Raw genomic sequence first — 17,754 nt, 5'->3', positions numbered from 1 at the left:
CGGAACCTGATCAAAACAGAGCGCGATAAACGGAATTGGCCTTCCGGGGTAATACCCTGAAAGCATTCTTGGGTTGCCGGGAGCACGCGAATGATCGTGAACGAATTCACGCGATGAACAGCACAGGAACTACTGTAAAGGCGAGCACTGACACCCGCACACGACGAAGGGCCCCACGGGTGGTGGGGCCCTTCGGAAGAACGGGTGTGCGCGGCGGCGGGGTCAGACCAGAATCGTCGGCGGCGGCGTGGTCGGCCAGGTCATCTTGATCAGTCCGCCGTGCTCGCCCGCACTGACCTCGACGTCGTCGACGAGTCCGCTGATGACCGCGAGGCCCATCTCGTCCTCGTCGGCCTCACCGTCGGGATCGCCGGGTCCCGCGCCGGGAGCGCGCTCGCCGGCCACCGCGTGCGGGGCCTCGTCGCCGACCTCGATGGAGAACTGCTTCTCCTCCTCGATCAGCAGCACCTTCACAGGTGCCGAGATCCCGACGGTCTGGTGCAGCCCGACAGCCCGGGTGCATGCCTCGCCGACGGCGAGCCTGACCTCGTCGAGGACGGCCTCGTCCACTCCGGCCCTGCGCGCCACCGCTGCCGCCACCAGCCGGGCGGTCCGGACGTGCTCGGGCAGCGCGCTGAAGCGGAGCTCAACGGTGGCCATGCATCCCCCTCGCAACTTCGGGCGTGCTGTCGAGAGGCGCCGGGCCGCCGAAGCCCGGGCCCCCTCGGTCTTCTTTCGCCGACCATCGGCCGACCCGGGCACACGGCCCGGGACCGGCGTCAGTCGGTGGCCGCAACCGCTTCCTCGACCGAGGTGTGAATCGGGAACACCTTGGTGAGGCCGGTGATACGGAAGATCTTCAGAATGCGCTCCTGGTTGCAGACCAGGCGCAGGGAGCCCTCATGGGCCCGCACGCGCTTCAGGCCGCCGACCAGTACGCCGAGTCCGGTGGAGTCGAGGAAGTCCACGCCCTCCATGTCGACGACAAGGTGGAAACTGCCGTCGTTCACCAGCTCGACCAACTGCTCGCGCAGCTTGGGCGCGGTATATACGTCGATTTCGCCACCGACCCTGACGATCGTGCGATCGCCCATGGTTTCGGTCGACAGGGACAGGTCCACGGATCCTCCAGCACCTTGCTATCGAGCGGTCGCCCTAGGGGCATTCGGCTTCAGCCCCTGGACGCTTCGCCAGCCGCGATGGCATTCAATCACTTACCGGCAGGCGTGCACGACGCCTTGGCTCCATTGTCCGTCACTCCAGTGACACACTCGGTGCCGATGGCCAAGAATCATCGATCCGATCGAACCCCGACGGACCCCGCCTCCCGGCCCGCGCCAGGCGCGGTCCTGGACCGGCTCGCGTCCGGTCCGAGCAGGGCTTCGCGCATTACTCATACGGAGCACTTGCCCCCGCGTGAGGGTCGGCATGCCGTCTGGCCCGACCGGATCCGCGCGGAGGTCGTGGCGGCCGTGCGAGCCGCGGGCATCGAGCATCCCTGGGCCCACCAGGCACGGGCGGCCGAACACGCCCTGGACGGCGAGTCCGTCGTGGTCGCCACCGGCACGGCCTCCGGCAAGTCCCTGGCCTACCTCGTGCCGGTCCTGTCCACCCTTCTGGAGGGCGCGGAGGCCCCGAACGGCCGGGGCGCCACCGCCCTCTACCTGGCTCCGACCAAGGCACTCGCGGCGGACCAGTGCCGGTCGGTGAAGGAACTTTCACACCCTCTGGGCCATTCGGTGCGCGCAGCCGTGTACGACGGCGATACTCCGTTCGAGGAACGCGAGTGGATCCGCCAGTACGGCAACTACGTCCTGACCAACCCGGACATGCTGCACCGGGGCATCCTGCCGTCCCATCCCCGCTGGTCCTCCTTCCTGAAGTCGCTGAAGTACGTCGTCATCGACGAGTGCCACACCTACCGCGGCGTCTTCGGCTCGCACGTCGCCCAGGTGCTGCGCCGGCTGCGCCGCCTGTGTGCCCGCTACGGCGCGTCGCCCGTGTTCCTGCTGGCCTCGGCGACGGCCGCGGAGCCCTCGGTGGCCGCCCGCCGCCTCACCGGCCTGCCGGTGCTGGAAGTGGCCGACGACGCCTCCCCCCGCGGTGAACTGGTGTTCGCGCTCTGGGAACCGCCGCTGACCGAGCTGCACGGCGAGAAGGGCGCCCCCGTCCGCCGCACGGCCACGGCCGAGGCCGCCGACCTGCTGACCGACCTCACGGTGCAGGGCGTGCGTTCGGTCGCCTTCGTCCGCTCCCGGCGCGGCGCCGAGCTGATCTCGGTCATCTCCCAGGAGCGGCTGGGCGAGGTCGACCGGTCGCTGGCCCGGCGTGTCGCGGCGTACCGGGGCGGCTATCTCCCGGAAGAGCGCCGCGCTCTCGAACAAGCCCTCCATTCGGGTGAACTCCTGGGCCTCGCCGCGACGAACGCCCTCGAACTCGGCATCGACATCTCCGGCCTCGACGCGGTCGTCATCGCCGGCTACCCGGGCACCCGGGCCTCCCTCTGGCAGCAGGCGGGCCGGGCCGGACGGTCCGGGCAGGGGGCCCTGGCCGTCCTGGTCGCCCGCGACGACCCGCTGGACACCTTCCTCGTCCATCACCCCGAGGCCCTGTTCGACCAGCCCGTCGAATCGACCGTCCTCGACCCCGACAACCCCTACGTGCTGGCACCGCACCTGTGCGCGGCCGCGGCGGAGCTGCCCCTGACGGACGAGGACCTGGCCCTGTTCGGCCCGGCGAGCGAGGGCCTGCTGCCCCAGCTGGAGGCCGCGAAGCTGCTGCGCCGCCGCACCAGGGCCTGGCACTGGACCCGCCGCGAGCGCGCCGCCGACCTGACGGACATCCGCGGCGAGGGCGGGCGCCCGGTCCAGGTCGTCGAGACCGGCACGGGCCGGCTGCTCGGCACGGTCGACGCCGGTGCCGCGCACTCGACGGTGCACGAGGGAGCGGTCCACCTCCACCAGGGCCGCACGTACCTGGTGCGGTCGCTGGACCTGGAGGACTCCGTCGCCCTCGTCGGGGAGGCCGCCCCGCCGTACTCCACGGTCGCCCGGGACACCACGTCCATCTCCGTCCTGGAGACGGACGTGGAGATCCCCTGGGGCGACGGCCGCCTCTGCTACGGCTCCGTCGAGGTCACCAACCAGGTCGTCTCCTTCCTGCGTCGCCGGCTCATCACGGGTGAGGTCCTGGGCGAGACGAAACTCGACCTCCCTCCTCGTACGCTGCGCACCCGCGCCGTGTGGTGGACCGTCACCGAGGACCAGCTGGACCGCGCCCGGATCAACCCGGAGATCCTCGGCGGCTCCCTGCACGCCGCCGAGCACGCGTCGATCGGCCTGCTGCCCCTGTTCGCGACCTGTGACCGCTGGGACATCGGCGGCGTCTCGATCCCGCTCCACCCCGACACGCTCCTGCCGACGGTCTTCGTCTACGACGGCCATCCGGGTGGCGCGGGCTTCGCGGAGCGTGCCTTCCACACCGCCCGCACCTGGCTGACCGCCACCCGCCAGGCCATCGCCTCCTGCGAGTGCGACGCCGGCTGCCCTTCCTGCATCCAGTCCCCCAAGTGCGGCAACGGCAACGACCCGCTGCACAAGAGAGGGGCGGTGCGGCTCCTCACGGTGCTGCTGGAGGGGGCGCCGGAGGAGAAGGAGCCGGAGGACGGGGTGCCTCCTCCTCCGGCTCCGCCGGGAGGTCCAGCGGAGCCGTCGGAGGCCCCGCCCGCGCCCTGACCTCCGCCGTGAACGGGCCCCGGCCCGCCGCCGCCGTCACGTCGGAGACATCGCCGGCGACCTCGCAGCGCACCAGCCGTACGCCCTGCGCCCGGGCCACCCGTCCGGCCCGGGCGCAAGCCGTCGTGCCGCCCTCGGCCCAGTGGTCCGCCGCGGCGAGCGCCGCGAGGTCGGCACCGCCCGCCGCACGATGCCGGACCACGACGGCCTGCCCGAGCGCGAGAACGACTCCGAACACCACACACAGAGCGGCGATCGCCCCGACACTCCACACGGTGGCGGAGCCCCGGTCCGAGCCCACCACCGCGCGGCCCCCTCTCATGTGCCCACCGCCTCCTCCACCGACGCCACGGCCTCCTCGCGCACGGCGAAGGACAGTCCCCGCAACACCGGCGGCTCAGCCACGACGGTCACCCGGACGTGCTCCGCGTCCCGGCTGACCGTCACCTTCGCGCCGGGCGGCGCCGCCTCGCGGGTCAGCCTCACGACCGCGCCGGGCGGGTCCTGGCGGGCCGCCGCACGCGCGCCCGTCCGAGCCGCGTCCACGCACTGGATCTGCGCGGCCACGACCAGCAGCCCCCACACCAGCGCCATCGCGAACATCACCAGCACCGGCAGCACCACGGCCGACTCCGCGGTGACGAACCCCCGGTCCGCTCCCCGCTCACATCCGCGCACTGAGGGCGTCCTTCACGATCTTCTGCAGTTCCGCGCTGACGGCGCCGCTCGTGACGACCTTGTAGAGCACCACGGCGAACGCCACCGCCGCGACGATTCCCATCGCGTACTCGGAGGTGACCATTCCTCCGTCCCGCCGCGCCGCACGCATCCCGCACACCAGGGCACGCAGCCGTGCCCGTACCGCCTTGTACATCTCAACCCCCGTAGGAAAGAGTCCGAACCATCACTGCTTGTCGCTCACTTGCTCCGGGTCCGTCGCCGCGTCACCCACCACCCCCTCCGAGCACCCCGCCCGCGAGTCCGATCACCACGGGCAGCACACCGACCGCGATGAAGGCGGGCAGGAAGCACAGACCGACCGGGGCGCTGACCATCACTCCCGCTCGACGGGCCCGGGCCGTGGCGGCGCGGCCCCAGTCGGCCCGGGCCTCGGCGGCGAGCCGTGCGACCGGCACCGCCGCGGGCAGCCCGGACACATCGGCCCGTTCGAGCAGCCGGGCCAGCCCCTCGGCGCCCGGCACGGCACCCAACCGCCGCCAGGCCGAGCCCGGTTCGCCGCCCAACCGCATCTCCGCCGCACCCCGGGCGAGGGCATCGCCGACAGGGCCGCCCAAGGCCTCACCCACCGCCTGGGCCGCGATCACCGGGCCGGCGCCCGCCGCGATGCAGGCCGCCAGCAGGTCGGCGGCGAGGGGCAGTTGCCGCGCCGCCTCCGCCAGGCCGGGGGCGTCCGGCTCCGCGCCGGCCGTCTCCTGGCCCGATCGCCACCGCCGCAGCCCCACCGCCCCGGCCAGTCCCACGGCGGCCCCGGCGAAGCCTCCGATCAGCATCCAGCCGGCGCACGCCACGCCCACCGGGGCCAGCCACGTCCGTGCGGCCTCACGCCATGCCGTCCGCGGGACAGGAACAGTCGCTCCCCGTACCCCTGACAGCTCCGTCAGGCGCCGGCGCATCCTCCGAAGGCGCCTCGCCCGTACCAGTCGGCGGGCCAGCCATCCGGCGGCCAGCGCGATCCCCACGGCCACCCACAGCCTGTGGACGACGTCCCCGCTCATGCCGCGGCCTCCGCGCCCCGCACGATCCGCCGCACCCACCACAGCCCCAGGCCCTCCAGCACCCCGCCGGCCGCCAGACAGCCCAGACCCGCTCCGGTGTGCAACAGGACGTGGAGGGGATCGGCGCCCAGGGCGGTCCCGATGCCAAGCCCCAGGGCAGGCAACCCGGCGAGCATCACCGCCGTGGCCCGGGCTCCCGCCAACTGAGCTCGCAGATCACACTGTTGGTCGCGTTCGGCGCGCAGGGCAGCGGCGAGCCGGTCGAGTCCGTCGGCGAGCCCCGCGCCCTGGTCCACGGCCACCCGCCAGCACGCCGCCAGTCCGCGCAGGCCCTCGGCGCCCGGTTGCCGTGCCGCCGTGGCGAGCGTGTCCGGCACGTCACCGCCGAACCGCGCCGCTGCCAGCACCGTGGACCGCGCGTCGGCGAGTCCGCCGCAGTCCCGGGCGGCCCGCAGCAGCGCCTCACCCGGCTGACGTCCCGCGCGCACCTCGCCGCCGAGTGCCCCGCACAACGCGATCACCGCGTCGGTCCGGCGCTCCCGGTCCCGCCGCGCCCGTCCGGCCAGCCGGGCCCGCCGCAGCAACGGCACCCCGGCCGCCCCCAGGACGACCGGCAGCACCGACGCCCCGAGCACCGCCAGCACCAGCCCGGCCACCGCCGACCACCACTCGGCCCGCAACCGCCCACGGACGCGCCGCAGCTCACCGGCCGTGCGCCGCCACCCCGGGGATCCCCTCCCCATGGGGCCGCCCTCCGCGAGCAGCAACCGCGCCCGCCGTGCCGTCGCATCACGCTCGGCCAGCAGCCAGACAGCCGCCCCCGTGCACGCCGCGACCGCACCCACCGTCATCCCAGGAGCCCCCGTCATGACTCTCCCCTCTCGTCCACGCCCGGCTCGATCCCACTCGTCCCGCCCCGCAGCAGACCCCTCAGCCGCTCCCATCCGCGCTCGCGCACGAACGCCTCCGCTCCCCACCGCAGTGCCGGGACCGTCCGCACCAGTCCGGACGCGTCCCGCTCCAGCACGTGCACCTCGGCGATCCGCCGCCGCCCGGCCCGGTCGCGCACCAGGTGCAGCACCACGGAGAGGGCGGCCGCCAACTGGCTGTGCAGTGCTGCCCGATCGAGTCCCGCGGCTGTCCCGAGCGCTTCGAGCCGGGCCGGTACATCGGCGGCGGCGTTGGCGTGGACGGTCCCGCAACCGCCCTCGTGGCCGGTGTTCAAAGCGGCCAGCAGGTGCACCACTTCGGGCCCGCGCACCTCGCCCACGACCAGCCGGTCGGGCCTCATGCGCAGCGCTTGGCGCACCAGGTCCTCCAGGGTGACGAGGCCGGCGCCCTCCTGGTTGGCGGGTCTGGTCTCCAGTCGCACGACGTGCGGGTGGTCGGGCCGCAGCTCCGCCGAGTCCTCGGCGAGGACGATCCGTTCCCCAGGCCCCACCAGCCCCAGGAGGGCACTCAGCAACGTGGTCTTGCCGGTGCCGGTGCCGCCGCTGACGAGGAAGGACAGCCTGGCGTCGAGCAGGGCGCGCAACACGCGGTCCCCGCCCGGCGGCACGGTGCCCGCCGCGACCAGCTCGCCGAGTGTGAAGGCACGCGGCCTCACGACCCGCAGCGACAGACAGGCGCAGCCCACGGCCACCGGCGGCAGCACCGCGTGCAGCCGCGTCCCGTCGGGCAGCCGGGCGTCGGCCCAGGGCCGGGCGTCGTCCAGGCGGCGTCCGGCCACGGCGGCGAGACGCTGGGCGAGCCGTCGCACGGCCGCGGCGTCCGCGAACCGCACCTGTGTCAGTTCCAGTCCGCCGCCCCGGTCCACCCAGATCCGGTCCGGGGCCGACACCAGTACGTCCGTCACCGACGGATCGGCGAGGAGCGGCTCCAGCGGCCCGCTGCCGACCAGCTCGGACCGCAACTGCGCGGCGGCTCCGAGGACTTCGGCGTCCCCGAGGACCCGCCCTTGCTCGCGCAGGGCCTGCGCCACGCGCGCGGGAGTCGGCTCGGCCCCGCTCTCGGCCAGCCACCGCCGCACCCCGTCGAGCAGCGCCGCGCCCTCGAGTCCGGCCAGGGTGCTCATGCCGTACCCGCCTCGACGAGCGCACGCTCCCAGAACTCCTTGCAGAACCGGGCCAGCGGTCCCCGCGGGGCGGCGCCCGGGGGTGCCGTGCCCGCGGCCGGGCGTGACAGCCCCGGGTCCACCGGCACCTCGCCGACCAGGGGCAGTCCGAGCAGCCGGGCCACCTCGCGGTCGTCGAGCCCCGGCGGGTACGGCCCGCGGACCGCCACCCGCAGGTCCCGGAGAACCATGCCGACCGCCGAGGCGACCCGCCCCGCGGCCGCGACGGCCCGCAGCTCCGCCGGCACCACCAGCACGCCCACATCCAGCTGGGAGAGGACCTCGGCGACGCCGTCGTCGATCCGGCGCGGAAGGTCGACCACGACGGTGCCGCCCCGGCGTCGGGCCGCCGCGAGGACCGCGCGCACCGCCTGCGGCGGGACCGCGATCCGGTCGCCGCGGTCCCAGCTGAGCACCCGCAGCGCGTGCAGCTCGGGCAGCGACTCCTCCAGGGCTCCGCCGCCGACCCGTCCGCGTGAGGACGCGAAGGCGGGCCAGCGCAGCCCTGCGGCCGTCTCACCGCCGAGGAGTACGTCGAGTCCGCCGCCCAGCGGATCGGCGTCCACCAGGAGGGTGCGCAGTCCCTCCCGCGCGGAGGTGACGGCAAGGGCGCACGCGAGCGTGGACGCTCCTGCTCCGCCCCGGCCGCCGATGACGCCGACGGTGAGGGCGGGCCGGCCGACGCCCTCGGCCACGTCGGCGATCCGGTCGACCAGCCACTGCTCGCCGTCGGGCAGCATCAGAACGTGCTCGGCACCGATCTCGACGGCCCGCCGCCACACCCCGGAGTCGTCCTGGTCCCGGCCCACGAGGACGACACCCCTTCTGCGCGCGGCCCCGCGCACCCGCCGAGCCGCGTCGTCGCCGACCAGGACCAGCGGTGCGGCCTCCCAGCTGCCTCTGCGCTCCGGCACCCCGTGGTGCACTTCGGGTGTGGCGCCGGCTGCCGCGCACAGGCGCAGCAGATCGTCGAGGAGCTCGGTGTCCTCTGTGACGATCAGCGGTCCTCCCTGCCGCCCTCCGGCGGCCGGCGGCGGATCGTGTGTGACGGTTCCGGCCACGGTTTCCAACCCCCTTCGCTGCACGACTCGCGTGGCCCCTGTGGCCCCGCGATTCCCATACGTGGGAAGAACCGGCAAGCGGCCTCCCTGTGAACGGCCGACAGAAACCGGCCAAACGCCCCCAGGTACTCGGAACCGGCCATGAACTCGCCGCGAGCGGGACGCGTTGGAATCACGGTGCAGCGATCCCGGAAATCGTGTGGATCTTGGTGGATAACTGTGGACGTCCCGGGAGTTGTGAATATCGCCATCACCCATACCGGTGAGCCACTCAGGCCCTGTGCACGACCCTCACAGAGCAGCCCGACGGCTACACACCGTGATAGAGCATGGGCATGACAAGGTGCTGGGGAAAGCCGCATCAGAGCGGCCATCAGGCCGCGAGAAGAAGGAAAAAACCCACCCGGACATGCGACGACCCCCGCCGGGGGGGAGAGCGGGGGTCGTCCCCACGGCCGACTCGGGGGGGGAGGAGTCGGGCCGGGTTAGCACGGTCGCGAACGATCCGTGACTTCCATGGTGTACCCGAGAGCCTTCTCAGGCAAACCCACGCGCCCCACCTTACGCCGAATGGGCTGCCCCTATGCTCTGGGGCGTGGAAAACCACTCGTTGCCCCGCACAGCCGCCTTCTTTGACCTGGACAAGACGGTCATTGCGAAGTCGAGCACGCTCACGTTCAGCAAGTCGTTCTACCAAGGCGGTCTGATCAACCGCAGGGCCGTCTTGCGTACCGCATATGCCCAGTTCGTCTTCCTCGCCGGCGGCGCCGACCACGACCAGATGGAGCGCATGCGCGCATATCTGTCCGCCCTGTGCCGCGGCTGGAACGTGCAGCAGGTCAAGGAGATCGTCGCCGAGACGCTGCACGACCTGATCGACCCGATCATCTACGACGAGGCCGCCTCCCTCATCGAGGAGCACCACACCGCCGGCCGCGACGTGGTGATCGTGTCCACGTCCGGCGCGGAGGTGGTCGAACCGATCGGCGAGCTGCTGGGCGCGGACCGCGTGGTCGCCACCCGCATGGTCGTGGGCGACGACGGCTGCTTCACCGGCGAGGTGGAGTACTACGCGTACGGCCCGACCAAGGCGGAGGCGGTGAGGGAGCTCGCCGAATCCGAGGGGTACGACCTCAGCCGCTGCTACGCCTACAGCGACTCGGCGACCGATGTGCCGATGCTGGAGTCCGTGGGCAACCCGCACGCCGTGAACCCGGACAGGGCACTGCGCCGCGAGGCCCTCGCGCGCGGATGGCCGATCCTGGACTTCCACCGCCCGGTCCGGCTCAAGCAGCGCATCCCCGCGTTCTCCGTACCGCCGCGCCCGGCGCTCGTCGCGGTCGCCGCGATAGGCGCCGCCGCGGCCACCGCGGGACTCGTCTGGTATGCGAACCGGCGCCGGGCTTCAGTCGCTTGACCTGTGACGATTGCCTTTCCCGCATGGACCCGAAAGTAAAGAAGTAGGACCTGGACTTCCGCTTGCTGCGGGGCAGGAGTACAAAGGATTCAACGGCCCGCGAGACCAAGGACATCCGAGAGGATCACCTTTTTTACGCATTTGGCCCCACGGACCGAGCATGAACACCGGGCACCCACGCGACGTCGACCCGTCGAATACGGGCCAGCCACACCAGGGGACGGGCAAAGCTCCCGACCTGATGGGCACATATCGAGGACGCTTGGTAACCCGATGCTCATGCCAGCGGCGGTACGAGAACTCGTACCGCCGCATTTATGTGGACCGGCGGTGTCAGGCCGCTCCGCGCTGCAGCGCCTCGCACACCGCCATCGACTCGCGCGCCCCCAGTTCGACCGCCCTGCCGCAGTGGGCGATCCAGGCCGCGACACCCTCCGGGGTACCGGAGACGTATCCGGCGAGGGCCTCCAGGTAGGCGTCGCGTCCCAGTTCGGCGTGACCGACCTCGGCCGCGCAGACCGACTTCGGGTCCAGCCCGCTGCCGACCAGGACGATGCGCTCGGCCGTGCGGGCGACCAGGCCGTTGTGGGACGTGAAGGGACGCAGCGCGAGGAGCTCGCCGTGCACGACGGCGGCCGTCACCAGCGCCGGAGCCGAGCCGCCCGCGATGATCAGCCCGGCCAGTCCGTCCAGCCTGCCGTGCGTTTCGGTGGCGCTCGGCAGCGGCAGCCCGACGAGCGGCTCGTCTACCGGCTCGCCCTCCTTGCGCGGCCGTCCCACCTGGTCACCCTTGTCCGCGGCGGCCACCAGGTGCAGCCGGGCCAGCACCCGAAGGGGTGACTGACGCCAGATCGACAGCAGCTGGCCCGCCTCCGCGGTGAGCCGCAGTGCGGCACCCACGGTGCGGGCCTCGTCGTCACCGCTGAAGTCCGTACGCCGCCGCACCTCCTCCAGGGCCCAGTCCGCGCCGGACAGTGCGGCCGAACCGCGGGCGCCGCGCAGCGCGGCCTCGGAGGTGATCGCGTTGCTGCGCCGCCGCATGACCCGGTGTCCGTAGACCCGGTCCACGGCCTTGCGCACGGACTCCACGGAATCGGCCACTCCGGGCAGCGCCCCCAGGGCCGCGAGGGGGTCGGCGGTCGCGCCTGCTGTACTCATGAGTACGACCCTACGCACCCCGGGGCCCCGTCCCACCGGGGAGTGGCCTTCTTCACGCGCGCGTGCACCACACGACATCCGATCCACGCGCGCGTGCGCCACACGACATCTGATTCACGCGCGCGTGCGCCACACGGCGTCCGACCGAAGGACTGCCCAGTGGACTACCGACAGGACTACCTACCGGCCGCCGGAGCCCCGGGCACGCCCTTGGGCGCGGGGGCGGGCCGGTCCGACAGGAAGGACGCCCAGCCCGCCTCGGGCGCCTGGCCGACCGGCAGGGTGTGCAGCTTCTCCAGCGTCTTCGGGTCCTGCGCGTCGAGCCAGTCCACGAGCTGCCGGAACGAGACGCAGCGCACCTCCTCCTTGGTGCACACCGTCTCGATGACCTCCTCGACGGCCCGCATGTAGGTGCCGCCGTTCCAGGACTCGAAGTGGTTGCCGATGATCAGGGGCGCGCGGTTGCCCTTGTAGGCCCGTGAGAAGCCCCTGAGCAGGCCGTCCCGCATCTGGTCGCCCCAGAAGTCGAACTTGGCGGGATTGCCCTGGGTGGTGGTGCCGGACTGGTTGACCATGAAGTTGTAGTCCATGGTGAGCTGCTCGAAGGAGTGGCCGGGGAACGGCACGAGCTGCATGGAGACGTCCCACAGGCCCAGCTTCTTCTTCGGCCAGACCTGGTCGTTCACGCCGCTGGTGTCATAGCGGAAGCCCATGTCGCGGGCCGCCCTCATGAAGTTGCGCTGGCCCTCCAGGCAGGGTGTGCGGGCGCCGATGAGCTCCTTGTCGTAGTCGAAGGGCAGCGGGGAAGCGCCTTTCAGGCCGGCGTTGGTCTTCCAGGTCTTGACGAACTGCTTGGCCTGGGAGATCTCGTCCTTCCAGTCCCGCACCGACCACTCGCCGACGCCGCCGCCGCTGCCGCAGAAGTGGCCGTTGAAGTGGGTGCCGATCTCGTTGCCCTCCAGCCATGCAAGGCGCAGTTGCTTCGCGGTGGCGGCGATGCCGCGGCGGTCGTTGAAGCCGATGTCGGAGCGGCCCGGGGAGTGCTGCGGGGGCCGGTACCGGTCGCGCTTGTCCTCCGGCAGCATGTACACGCCGCTCAGGAAGTACGTCATGGTCGCGTTGTTCTTCCTGGCGACCTCGCGGAAGTGGGAGAACAGCTTCTGGCTGTCCTCGCCCGCGCCGTCCCAGGAGAAGACGACGAACTGCGGGGGCTTCTGGCCGGGTCGCAGGCGTTCGGGCCGGGGCAGGTGCGGCTGGGCCCCGGTGTAGGCGGTGGAGCCGTCTCCGATCAGCCGGACCGCGCTCTTCGGCGCCTGTGCGGGCGTCGCCTTCTGCGGTTCCGGAGTCTTGGGCGGGGGGGTGTCGGTCGCGCAGCCGGCGAGCGATGCGGCGCAGACCGCTGCGATCACGGAACCCGCGGCGATCCTGTGGGTGGCGGCCATGTTCCGTCCACCTTCTTCCTTCTCTCGGGTGCGGACAGCGCCGCCAAATTCGCACGAGACCGAGAAGGAATTAGTAGGACAAGCCGATCAAATGGCCACTTCACTCTTCAGAGTGATCCATTCGCCCATTTGCCCGTAAAGTCCATGCTTGCCCTTTACTCTGCATTACGATTCGTTTACCGAGCGTTGATTCATCCCGCCGATTTACGCCGTGACCGCCGCGACCGATACCCCGCCCCGAGCGGCCCCCCAGTCATGCGACCGCGCAGCCCCGGAGGAGACGGGAAAGACATGTCAGCCTGCGTCCCCACACGCGTCACCGACCCGAACCGAACCGAACGCACCCATCCGCCCCACAGTCCGCCGCCGGCCGGGCCCCGCCGATTCCGGATCGCGGGTGCCGACGTGTCGGCCTCGATCGCGGTCTTCCTGATCGCACTGCCCCTGTCCCTGGGCATCGCCCTGGCCACCGGCGCCCCCCTCCAGGCCGGACTCGTGGCCGCCGCCGTGGGCGGGCTGGTCGCCGGGCGGCTCGGCGGCTCAGCGCTCCAGGTGAGCGGACCGGCCGCCGGACTCACCGTCGTCACCGCCGACCTCATCCATCGGTACGGCTGGCGGACCACCTGCGCCATCACCGTCCTCGCAGGCATCGCCCAACTGGGCCTCGGCTGCCTGCGCGTGGCCCGTGGCGCCCTCGCCGTCAGCCCCGCGATCGTGCACGGCATGCTCGCCGGGATCGGCGTCACCATCGCCGTCGCCCAGCTGCACATCGTGCTCGGCGGCACACCGCAGAGCTCCGTGCCGGACAACCTCCGTGCTCTGCCCGCCCAGTTGGCGCACATGCGCCCCGCGGCGGTGTCGGTCAGCGTGCTGACCCTGGCACTGCTGCTGCTCTGGCCGCGACTGCCCGGCCGCGCCGGACGCCTGCTGCGCACGGTCCCGGCGGCGCTCGTCGCCGTCGCCGGAGCCACCTCGGCCGCCGCCCTCGCCGGGCTCCGCCTGCCCAAGGTCGACCTGCCGTCCTGGAGCAACCACGCCCTGGCCTCTCTGCCGGAGGGCCCCGTGCTCGGCCTGGTCGCCGCCGTGCTCACCACCACGCTGGTGTGCAGCGTGCAGTCGCTGCTCGGTGCGGTCGCCGTGGACAAGCTGGTGGCCGGCCGCCCCGGCCTCTCGCCCCGCGTCGGACGCTCGAACCTCGACCGCGAACTGCTCGGGCAGGGAGCGGCCAACATCGTCTCCGGCTCGCTCGGCGGACTGCCCATCGCCGGTGTGGCCGTGCGAAGTTCGGCGAATGTGCACGCGGGCGCGGTCAGCCGGAACTCCACGATGCTGCACGGCGTTCTCGTAGTGATCGCCACGCTGCTGATGGTCCCGATCCTGGAGTTCATCCCGCTCGCCTCGCTCGCCGCCCTGGTGATGGCCGTCGGCATCCAGATGGTCTCCCTGAACCACATCCGCACGGTGACCCGCCACCGTGAAGTGTGGGTCTACGCCGTCACCACCCTCGGCGTGGTCTCCCTCGGCGTCCTGGAGGGCGTGGCGCTCGGCATCGCCACAGCCGTCGGCGTCGCCCTGCACCGCCTCACCCGCACCCGCATCACGCACGAAGAGTCGGAAGGAGCCCATCACGTACACGTCAGAGGACAGTTGACGTTCCTCGCCGTGCCGCGGCTCAGCCGGGCCCTGCATCTCGTGCCCCACGGTGCCGACGCCGTCGTCGAGCTGGACGGGTCGTTCATGGACCACGCGGCGTACGAGACGCTGCAGGACTGGCAGAAGACACACACCGCGCAGGGCGGCACCGTCGAGATCACCGGCCGTCATCCCGGCACCCGTATCTCCGAGCCCCAAACCTCCGGCGACTGCCGCTGCCGGCCCTGGACGCCCTGGCGCAACCACCAGTGCGACGGTCCCCGGTCCGTACCCCCTGCCGAGAAGAAGGCGGACGGGCCGGACCGCTCCGACCCGGATCCGGCGGGCACCGGCGGAGCCAGCGGGCACGAACTGGCGCGTGGCATCAGCGCGTTCCAGCGCAACACCGCACCGCTGGTGCGCAGCGAGCTGGCACGGCTGGCGAGAGAGGGGCAGCAGCCTTCGCAGCTGTTCCTGACCTGCGCCGACTCCCGGCTGGTCACCTCGATGATCACCTCCAGCGGTCCGGGTGACCTGTTCGTCGTGCGCAACGTGGGCAACCTCGTCCCACGCCCGGGCGAAGAGAGCGGTGACGACTCGGTGGCGGCGGCGATCGAGTACGCCGTGGACGTGCTCCAGGTGCGCTCCATCACGGTGTGCGGGCACTCGGGTTGCGGCGCCATGCAGGCGCTGCTCGCATCCGAGCCCAGGGGCGCCCGGAGCCCGCTGAAGCGGTGGCTGCGGCACGGGCTGCCCAGCCTGGAGCGCATGGCCGACGACAGTCTGCCCGGGGGCAGGCTGGCCGGGCGTTCCCCCGCGGACACGGTCGAACAGCTCTGCCTGACCAACGTGGTCCAGCAGCTGGAGCACCTGCGCGCCCACGACTCGGTGGCCCGGGCCATCGAAGAGGGCAGCCTGGAGCTGCACGGGATGTACTTCCACGTGGGCGAGGCGGAGGCGTACCTGCTCACCGAGACGAACGCCGGTGGCGTCTTCGACCGGGTCCGGGAGTCGGACCTGACGACATGAGCCCGGTGCCGGGCCGGGGCGCCCCCGGCCCGGCCCTCGCCCCGGCCGCTGCCGCCACCCCCACCGCCACCGCAGCCCCCGCCGCGCCGGCGCCACCGCCGCTGCAACCCCCGCCACCGCCGGCGCCAGCACCGTTGCAACCCCACGACGCCGCCGGAGACCCGGTCACCGGCGGCCGTCGAGGTCTTCTCGACCATCGGCGCTGCCCCCTCGGCTCCCTCACGACACATGTGGCGGGCAGCACACGCACTGAACTTTCCCTGGTCGGCGTCCGTGGGTACGGATGACCCCGGTCCCCGACAGCACCGCCCAACAGGTCTAAACCAATCGGCGGTCGGCCCTTGTCATCGCACCCCCGGGTCTGATGAGCTGTGGCCTGGGACACAACGGACACCCTGGGAAAGGCAGATGCCGTGAGCAATGAAAGCCTGGCCAACCTCTTGAAGGAGGAGCGACGCTTCGCGCCCCCCGCCGACCTGGCCGCGAACGCCAACGTCACCGCGGAGGCGTATGAACAGGCCAAGGCTGACAGGCTCGGCTTCTGGGCCGAGCAGGCCTGCCGGCTGACCTGGGCCAAGGAGCCCACCGAGACCCTCGACTGGTCGAACCCGCCGTTCGCCAAGTGGTTCAAGGACGGCGAGCTCAACGTCGCCTACAACTGCGTCGACCGCCATGTGGAGGCCGGGCACGGAGACCGGGTCGCCATCCACTTCGAGGGCGAGCCGGGCGACAGTCGCGCGATCACCTACGCCGAGCTCAAGGACGAGGTCTCCAAGGCGGCCAACGCCCTGCTGGAGCTGGGAGTCCAGGCGGGCGACCGGGTTGCCGTCTACATGCCGATGATCCCCGAGACGGCGATCGCGATGCTGGCCTGTGCCCGGATCGGCGCCGCCCACTCGGTGGTCTTCGGCGGGTTCTCCTCGGACGCGCTCGCCACGCGTATCCAGGACGCCGACGCGCGCGTGATCATCACCTCCGACGGCGGTTACCGGCGGGGCAAGCCGTCCGCGCTCAAGCCGGCCGTGGACGAGGCCGTCGAGAGGGCCGGCATCGTCGAACACGTCCTGGTCGTGCGCCGCACGGGCCAGGAGGTCGCCTTCACCGAGGGCCGCGACGTGTGGTGGCACGACGTGGTGGGACGCCAGAGCGCGGAGCACACCCCGCAGGCGTTCGACGCGGAGCACCCGCTGTTCATCCTGTACACCTCGGGCACCACGGGTAAGCCGAAGGGCATCCTGCACACCTCCGGCGGCTACCTCACGCAGACCGCCTACACGCACCACGCCGTCTTCGACCTCAAGCCGGAGACCGACGTCTACTGGTGCACCGCCGACGTCGGCTGGGTGACCGGCCACTCGTACATCGTCTACGGCCCGCTGGCGAACGGCGCGACGCAGGTCATGTACGAGGGCACGCCCGACACCCCGCACCAGGGCCGCTTCTGGGAGATCGTGCAGAAGTACGGCGTGACGATCCTCTACACCGCGCCGACCGCGATCCGCACGTTCATGAAGTGGGGCGACGACATCCCCGCCAAGTTCGACCTGTCGAGCCTGCGGGTGCTGGGCTCGGTGGGCGAGCCGATCAACCCCGAGGCGTGGGTCTGGTACCGCAAGAACATCGGCGGCGACCGCACCCCGGTCGTCGACACCTGGTGGCAGACCGAGACCGGCTCGATGATGATCACCCCGCTGCCGGGCGTGACCGCGACGAAGCCCGGCTCGGCGCAGACGCCGCTGCCCGGCATCGCCGCGACGGTCGTCGACGACGAGGCGAACGAGGTGGGCAACGGCGGTGGCGGCTACCTGGTGCTGACCGAGCCGTGGCCGTCGATGCTGCGCACCATCTGGGGCGACGACCAGCGCTTCATCGACACCTACTGGTCGCGCTTCGAGGGCAAGTACTTCGCCGGTGACGGCGCCAAGAAGGACGACGACGGCGACATCTGGCTGCTCGGCCGGGTCGACGACGTCATGCTCGTCTCGGGGCACAACATCTCCACCACGGAGGTCGAGTCGGCCCTCGTCTCCCACCCCTCGGTCGCCGAGGCGGCCGTGGTCGGCGCCGCGGACGAGACGACCGGGCAGGCGATCGTCGCGTTCGTGATCCTGCGTGGTACGGCCGCGGAGACCGAGGACCTGGTCGCCGAGCTGCGCAACCACGTGGGCAACACCCTCGGCCCGATCGCCAAGCCCAAGCGGGTCCTGCCGGTGGCGGAGCTGCCCAAGACCCGCTCCGGCAAGATCATGCGCCGGCTGCTGCGGGACGTCGCCGAGAACCGCCAGCTGGGTGACGTCACCACACTGACCGACTCCACGGTCATGGACCTCATCCAGTCCAAGCTGCCCGCCGCGCCCAGCGAGGACTGAGCACGGCACCGGCATGACGGCGCCGGCGGAGGGCACCCAGGTCCGGGTGCCCTCCGTCAGGGC

15 protein-coding genes are annotated in these 17,754 nt (G+C 72.0%); 4 read left to right on the top strand and 11 right to left on the bottom strand.

Annotated features, from left to right (window positions below; genetic code table 11):
• Positions 1-222: 222 nt before the first annotated feature.
• Positions 223-660, bottom strand: a complete 438-nt coding sequence (locus ACFCXS_RS25050; RefSeq protein ID WP_344461094.1) for an ATP-binding protein — start codon at positions 658-660, stop codon at positions 223-225.
• Positions 661-779: 119 nt separating this feature from the next.
• Positions 780-1,121 carry an anti-sigma factor antagonist BldG gene (gene bldG / locus ACFCXS_RS25045; RefSeq protein WP_003991900.1) on the bottom strand — a complete coding sequence of 114 codons (342 nt, stop codon included), beginning with the start codon at positions 1,119-1,121 and terminating at the stop codon, positions 780-782.
• A 78-nt stretch (positions 1,122-1,199) separates the two neighbouring features.
• On the opposite strand from bldG, the gene ACFCXS_RS25040 reads away from it, so the two are divergent.
• A complete protein-coding gene (locus ACFCXS_RS25040; protein ID WP_376645558.1) occupies positions 1,200-3,734 on the top strand; it encodes a DEAD/DEAH box helicase in 2,535 nt (844 codons plus the stop codon).
• Here the strand turns inward: ACFCXS_RS25040 and ACFCXS_RS25035 are convergent.
• The 7 genes from ACFCXS_RS25035 to ssd form a co-directional block, all read right to left on the bottom strand.
• Positions 3,619-4,056: an Rv3654c family TadE-like protein gene (locus tag ACFCXS_RS25035; RefSeq protein WP_376645557.1), complete on the bottom strand. Its 438-nt coding sequence runs from the start codon at positions 4,054-4,056 to the stop codon at positions 3,619-3,621. The genes ACFCXS_RS25040 and ACFCXS_RS25035 overlap by 116 nt on opposite strands.
• The gene (locus tag ACFCXS_RS25030; RefSeq protein ID WP_362044069.1) at positions 4,053-4,412 is read right to left on the bottom strand and encodes a TadE family type IV pilus minor pilin; all 360 of its coding nucleotides are present in this window, start codon (positions 4,410-4,412) and stop codon (positions 4,053-4,055) included. Before ACFCXS_RS25030 ends, ACFCXS_RS25035 begins: the two co-directional genes overlap by 4 nt.
• Positions 4,399-4,608: a DUF4244 domain-containing protein gene (locus ACFCXS_RS25025; protein ID WP_376645556.1), complete on the bottom strand. Its 210-nt coding sequence runs from the start codon at positions 4,606-4,608 to the stop codon at positions 4,399-4,401. The genes ACFCXS_RS25030 and ACFCXS_RS25025 overlap by 14 nt, the downstream gene beginning before the upstream one ends.
• A 70-nt stretch (positions 4,609-4,678) precedes the next feature.
• On the bottom strand, positions 4,679-5,470 hold the full coding sequence (locus ACFCXS_RS25020) for a type II secretion system F family protein (protein WP_376645555.1): 792 nt from the start codon (positions 5,468-5,470) through the stop codon (positions 4,679-4,681).
• The gene (locus tag ACFCXS_RS25015) at positions 5,467-6,339 is read right to left on the bottom strand and encodes a type II secretion system F family protein (protein ID WP_376645554.1); all 873 of its coding nucleotides are present in this window, start codon (positions 6,337-6,339) and stop codon (positions 5,467-5,469) included. Before ACFCXS_RS25015 ends, ACFCXS_RS25020 begins: the two co-directional genes overlap by 4 nt.
• Positions 6,336-7,544 carry a TadA family conjugal transfer-associated ATPase gene (locus ACFCXS_RS25010; RefSeq protein ID WP_376645553.1) on the bottom strand — a complete coding sequence of 403 codons (1,209 nt, stop codon included), beginning with the start codon at positions 7,542-7,544 and terminating at the stop codon, positions 6,336-6,338. The genes ACFCXS_RS25015 and ACFCXS_RS25010 overlap by 4 nt, the downstream gene beginning before the upstream one ends.
• Positions 7,541-8,644, bottom strand: coding sequence for a septum site-determining protein Ssd (gene ssd, locus ACFCXS_RS25005; RefSeq protein ID WP_376645552.1), 1,104 nt, complete (start codon positions 8,642-8,644; stop codon positions 7,541-7,543). Before ssd ends, ACFCXS_RS25010 begins: the two co-directional genes overlap by 4 nt.
• 583 nt (positions 8,645-9,227) lie before the next feature.
• On the opposite strand from ssd, the gene ACFCXS_RS25000 reads away from it, so the two are divergent.
• Positions 9,228-10,061, top strand: a complete 834-nt coding sequence (locus ACFCXS_RS25000) for an HAD family hydrolase (protein WP_376645551.1) — start codon at positions 9,228-9,230, stop codon at positions 10,059-10,061.
• 333 nt (positions 10,062-10,394) lie between these two features.
• On the opposite strand, the gene ACFCXS_RS24995 is transcribed toward ACFCXS_RS25000, so the two are convergent.
• Entirely contained in the window at positions 10,395-11,219 is an 825-nt protein-coding gene (locus ACFCXS_RS24995; protein ID WP_376645550.1) for an oxidoreductase, read from the bottom strand.
• A gap of 176 nt (positions 11,220-11,395) precedes the next feature.
• The gene (locus ACFCXS_RS24990) at positions 11,396-12,661 is read right to left on the bottom strand and encodes a hypothetical protein (protein WP_376645549.1); all 1,266 of its coding nucleotides are present in this window, start codon (positions 12,659-12,661) and stop codon (positions 11,396-11,398) included.
• A gap of 291 nt (positions 12,662-12,952) precedes the next feature.
• Here ACFCXS_RS24990 and ACFCXS_RS24985 point away from each other — a divergent pair, with 291 nt between their 5' ends.
• Positions 12,953-15,322 carry a SulP family inorganic anion transporter gene (locus ACFCXS_RS24985; RefSeq protein ID WP_376645548.1) on the top strand — a complete coding sequence of 790 codons (2,370 nt, stop codon included), beginning with the start codon at positions 12,953-12,955 and terminating at the stop codon, positions 15,320-15,322.
• Between the two features lie 413 nt (positions 15,323-15,735).
• Entirely contained in the window at positions 15,736-17,691 is a 1,956-nt protein-coding gene (acs, locus tag ACFCXS_RS24980; protein WP_376645547.1) for an acetate--CoA ligase, read from the top strand.
• Positions 17,692-17,754 lie beyond the last annotated feature (63 nt).

This window comes from Streptomyces sp. NPDC056373 (genome assembly GCF_042262425.1).
Lineage (GTDB): Bacteria > Actinomycetota > Actinomycetes > Streptomycetales > Streptomycetaceae > Streptomyces.
The sequence above is the reverse complement of the archived record's forward strand: the minus strand, read 5'-3'. Positions and strand labels throughout refer to the sequence as shown.

Bases quoted from the DNA above. Each gene is read 5' to 3' on its own strand.
- ACFCXS_RS25050 (WP_344461094.1), bottom strand. From the start codon at position 660: ATGGCCACCGTTGAGCTCCGCTTCAGCGCGCTGCCCGAGCACGTCCGG.
- ACFCXS_RS25040 (WP_376645558.1), top strand. From the start codon at position 1,200: ATGGCATTCAATCACTTACCGGCAGGCGTGCACGACGCCTTGGCTCCA.
- ACFCXS_RS25035 (WP_376645557.1), bottom strand. From the start codon at position 4,056: ATGAGAGGGGGCCGCGCGGTGGTGGGCTCGGACCGGGGCTCCGCCACC.
- ACFCXS_RS25025 (WP_376645556.1), bottom strand. From the start codon at position 4,608: ATGTACAAGGCGGTACGGGCACGGCTGCGTGCCCTGGTGTGCGGGATG.
- ACFCXS_RS25020 (WP_376645555.1), bottom strand. From the start codon at position 5,470: ATGAGCGGGGACGTCGTCCACAGGCTGTGGGTGGCCGTGGGGATCGCG.
- ACFCXS_RS25015 (WP_376645554.1), bottom strand. From the start codon at position 6,339: ATGACGGGGGCTCCTGGGATGACGGTGGGTGCGGTCGCGGCGTGCACG.
- ACFCXS_RS25010 (WP_376645553.1), bottom strand. From the start codon at position 7,544: ATGAGCACCCTGGCCGGACTCGAGGGCGCGGCGCTGCTCGACGGGGTG.
- ACFCXS_RS25000 (WP_376645551.1), top strand. From the start codon at position 9,228: ATGCTCTGGGGCGTGGAAAACCACTCGTTGCCCCGCACAGCCGCCTTC.
- ACFCXS_RS24995 (WP_376645550.1), bottom strand. From the start codon at position 11,219: ATGAGTACAGCAGGCGCGACCGCCGACCCCCTCGCGGCCCTGGGGGCG.
- ACFCXS_RS24990 (WP_376645549.1), bottom strand. From the start codon at position 12,661: ATGGCCGCCACCCACAGGATCGCCGCGGGTTCCGTGATCGCAGCGGTC.
- ACFCXS_RS24985 (WP_376645548.1), top strand. From the start codon at position 12,953: ATGTCAGCCTGCGTCCCCACACGCGTCACCGACCCGAACCGAACCGAA.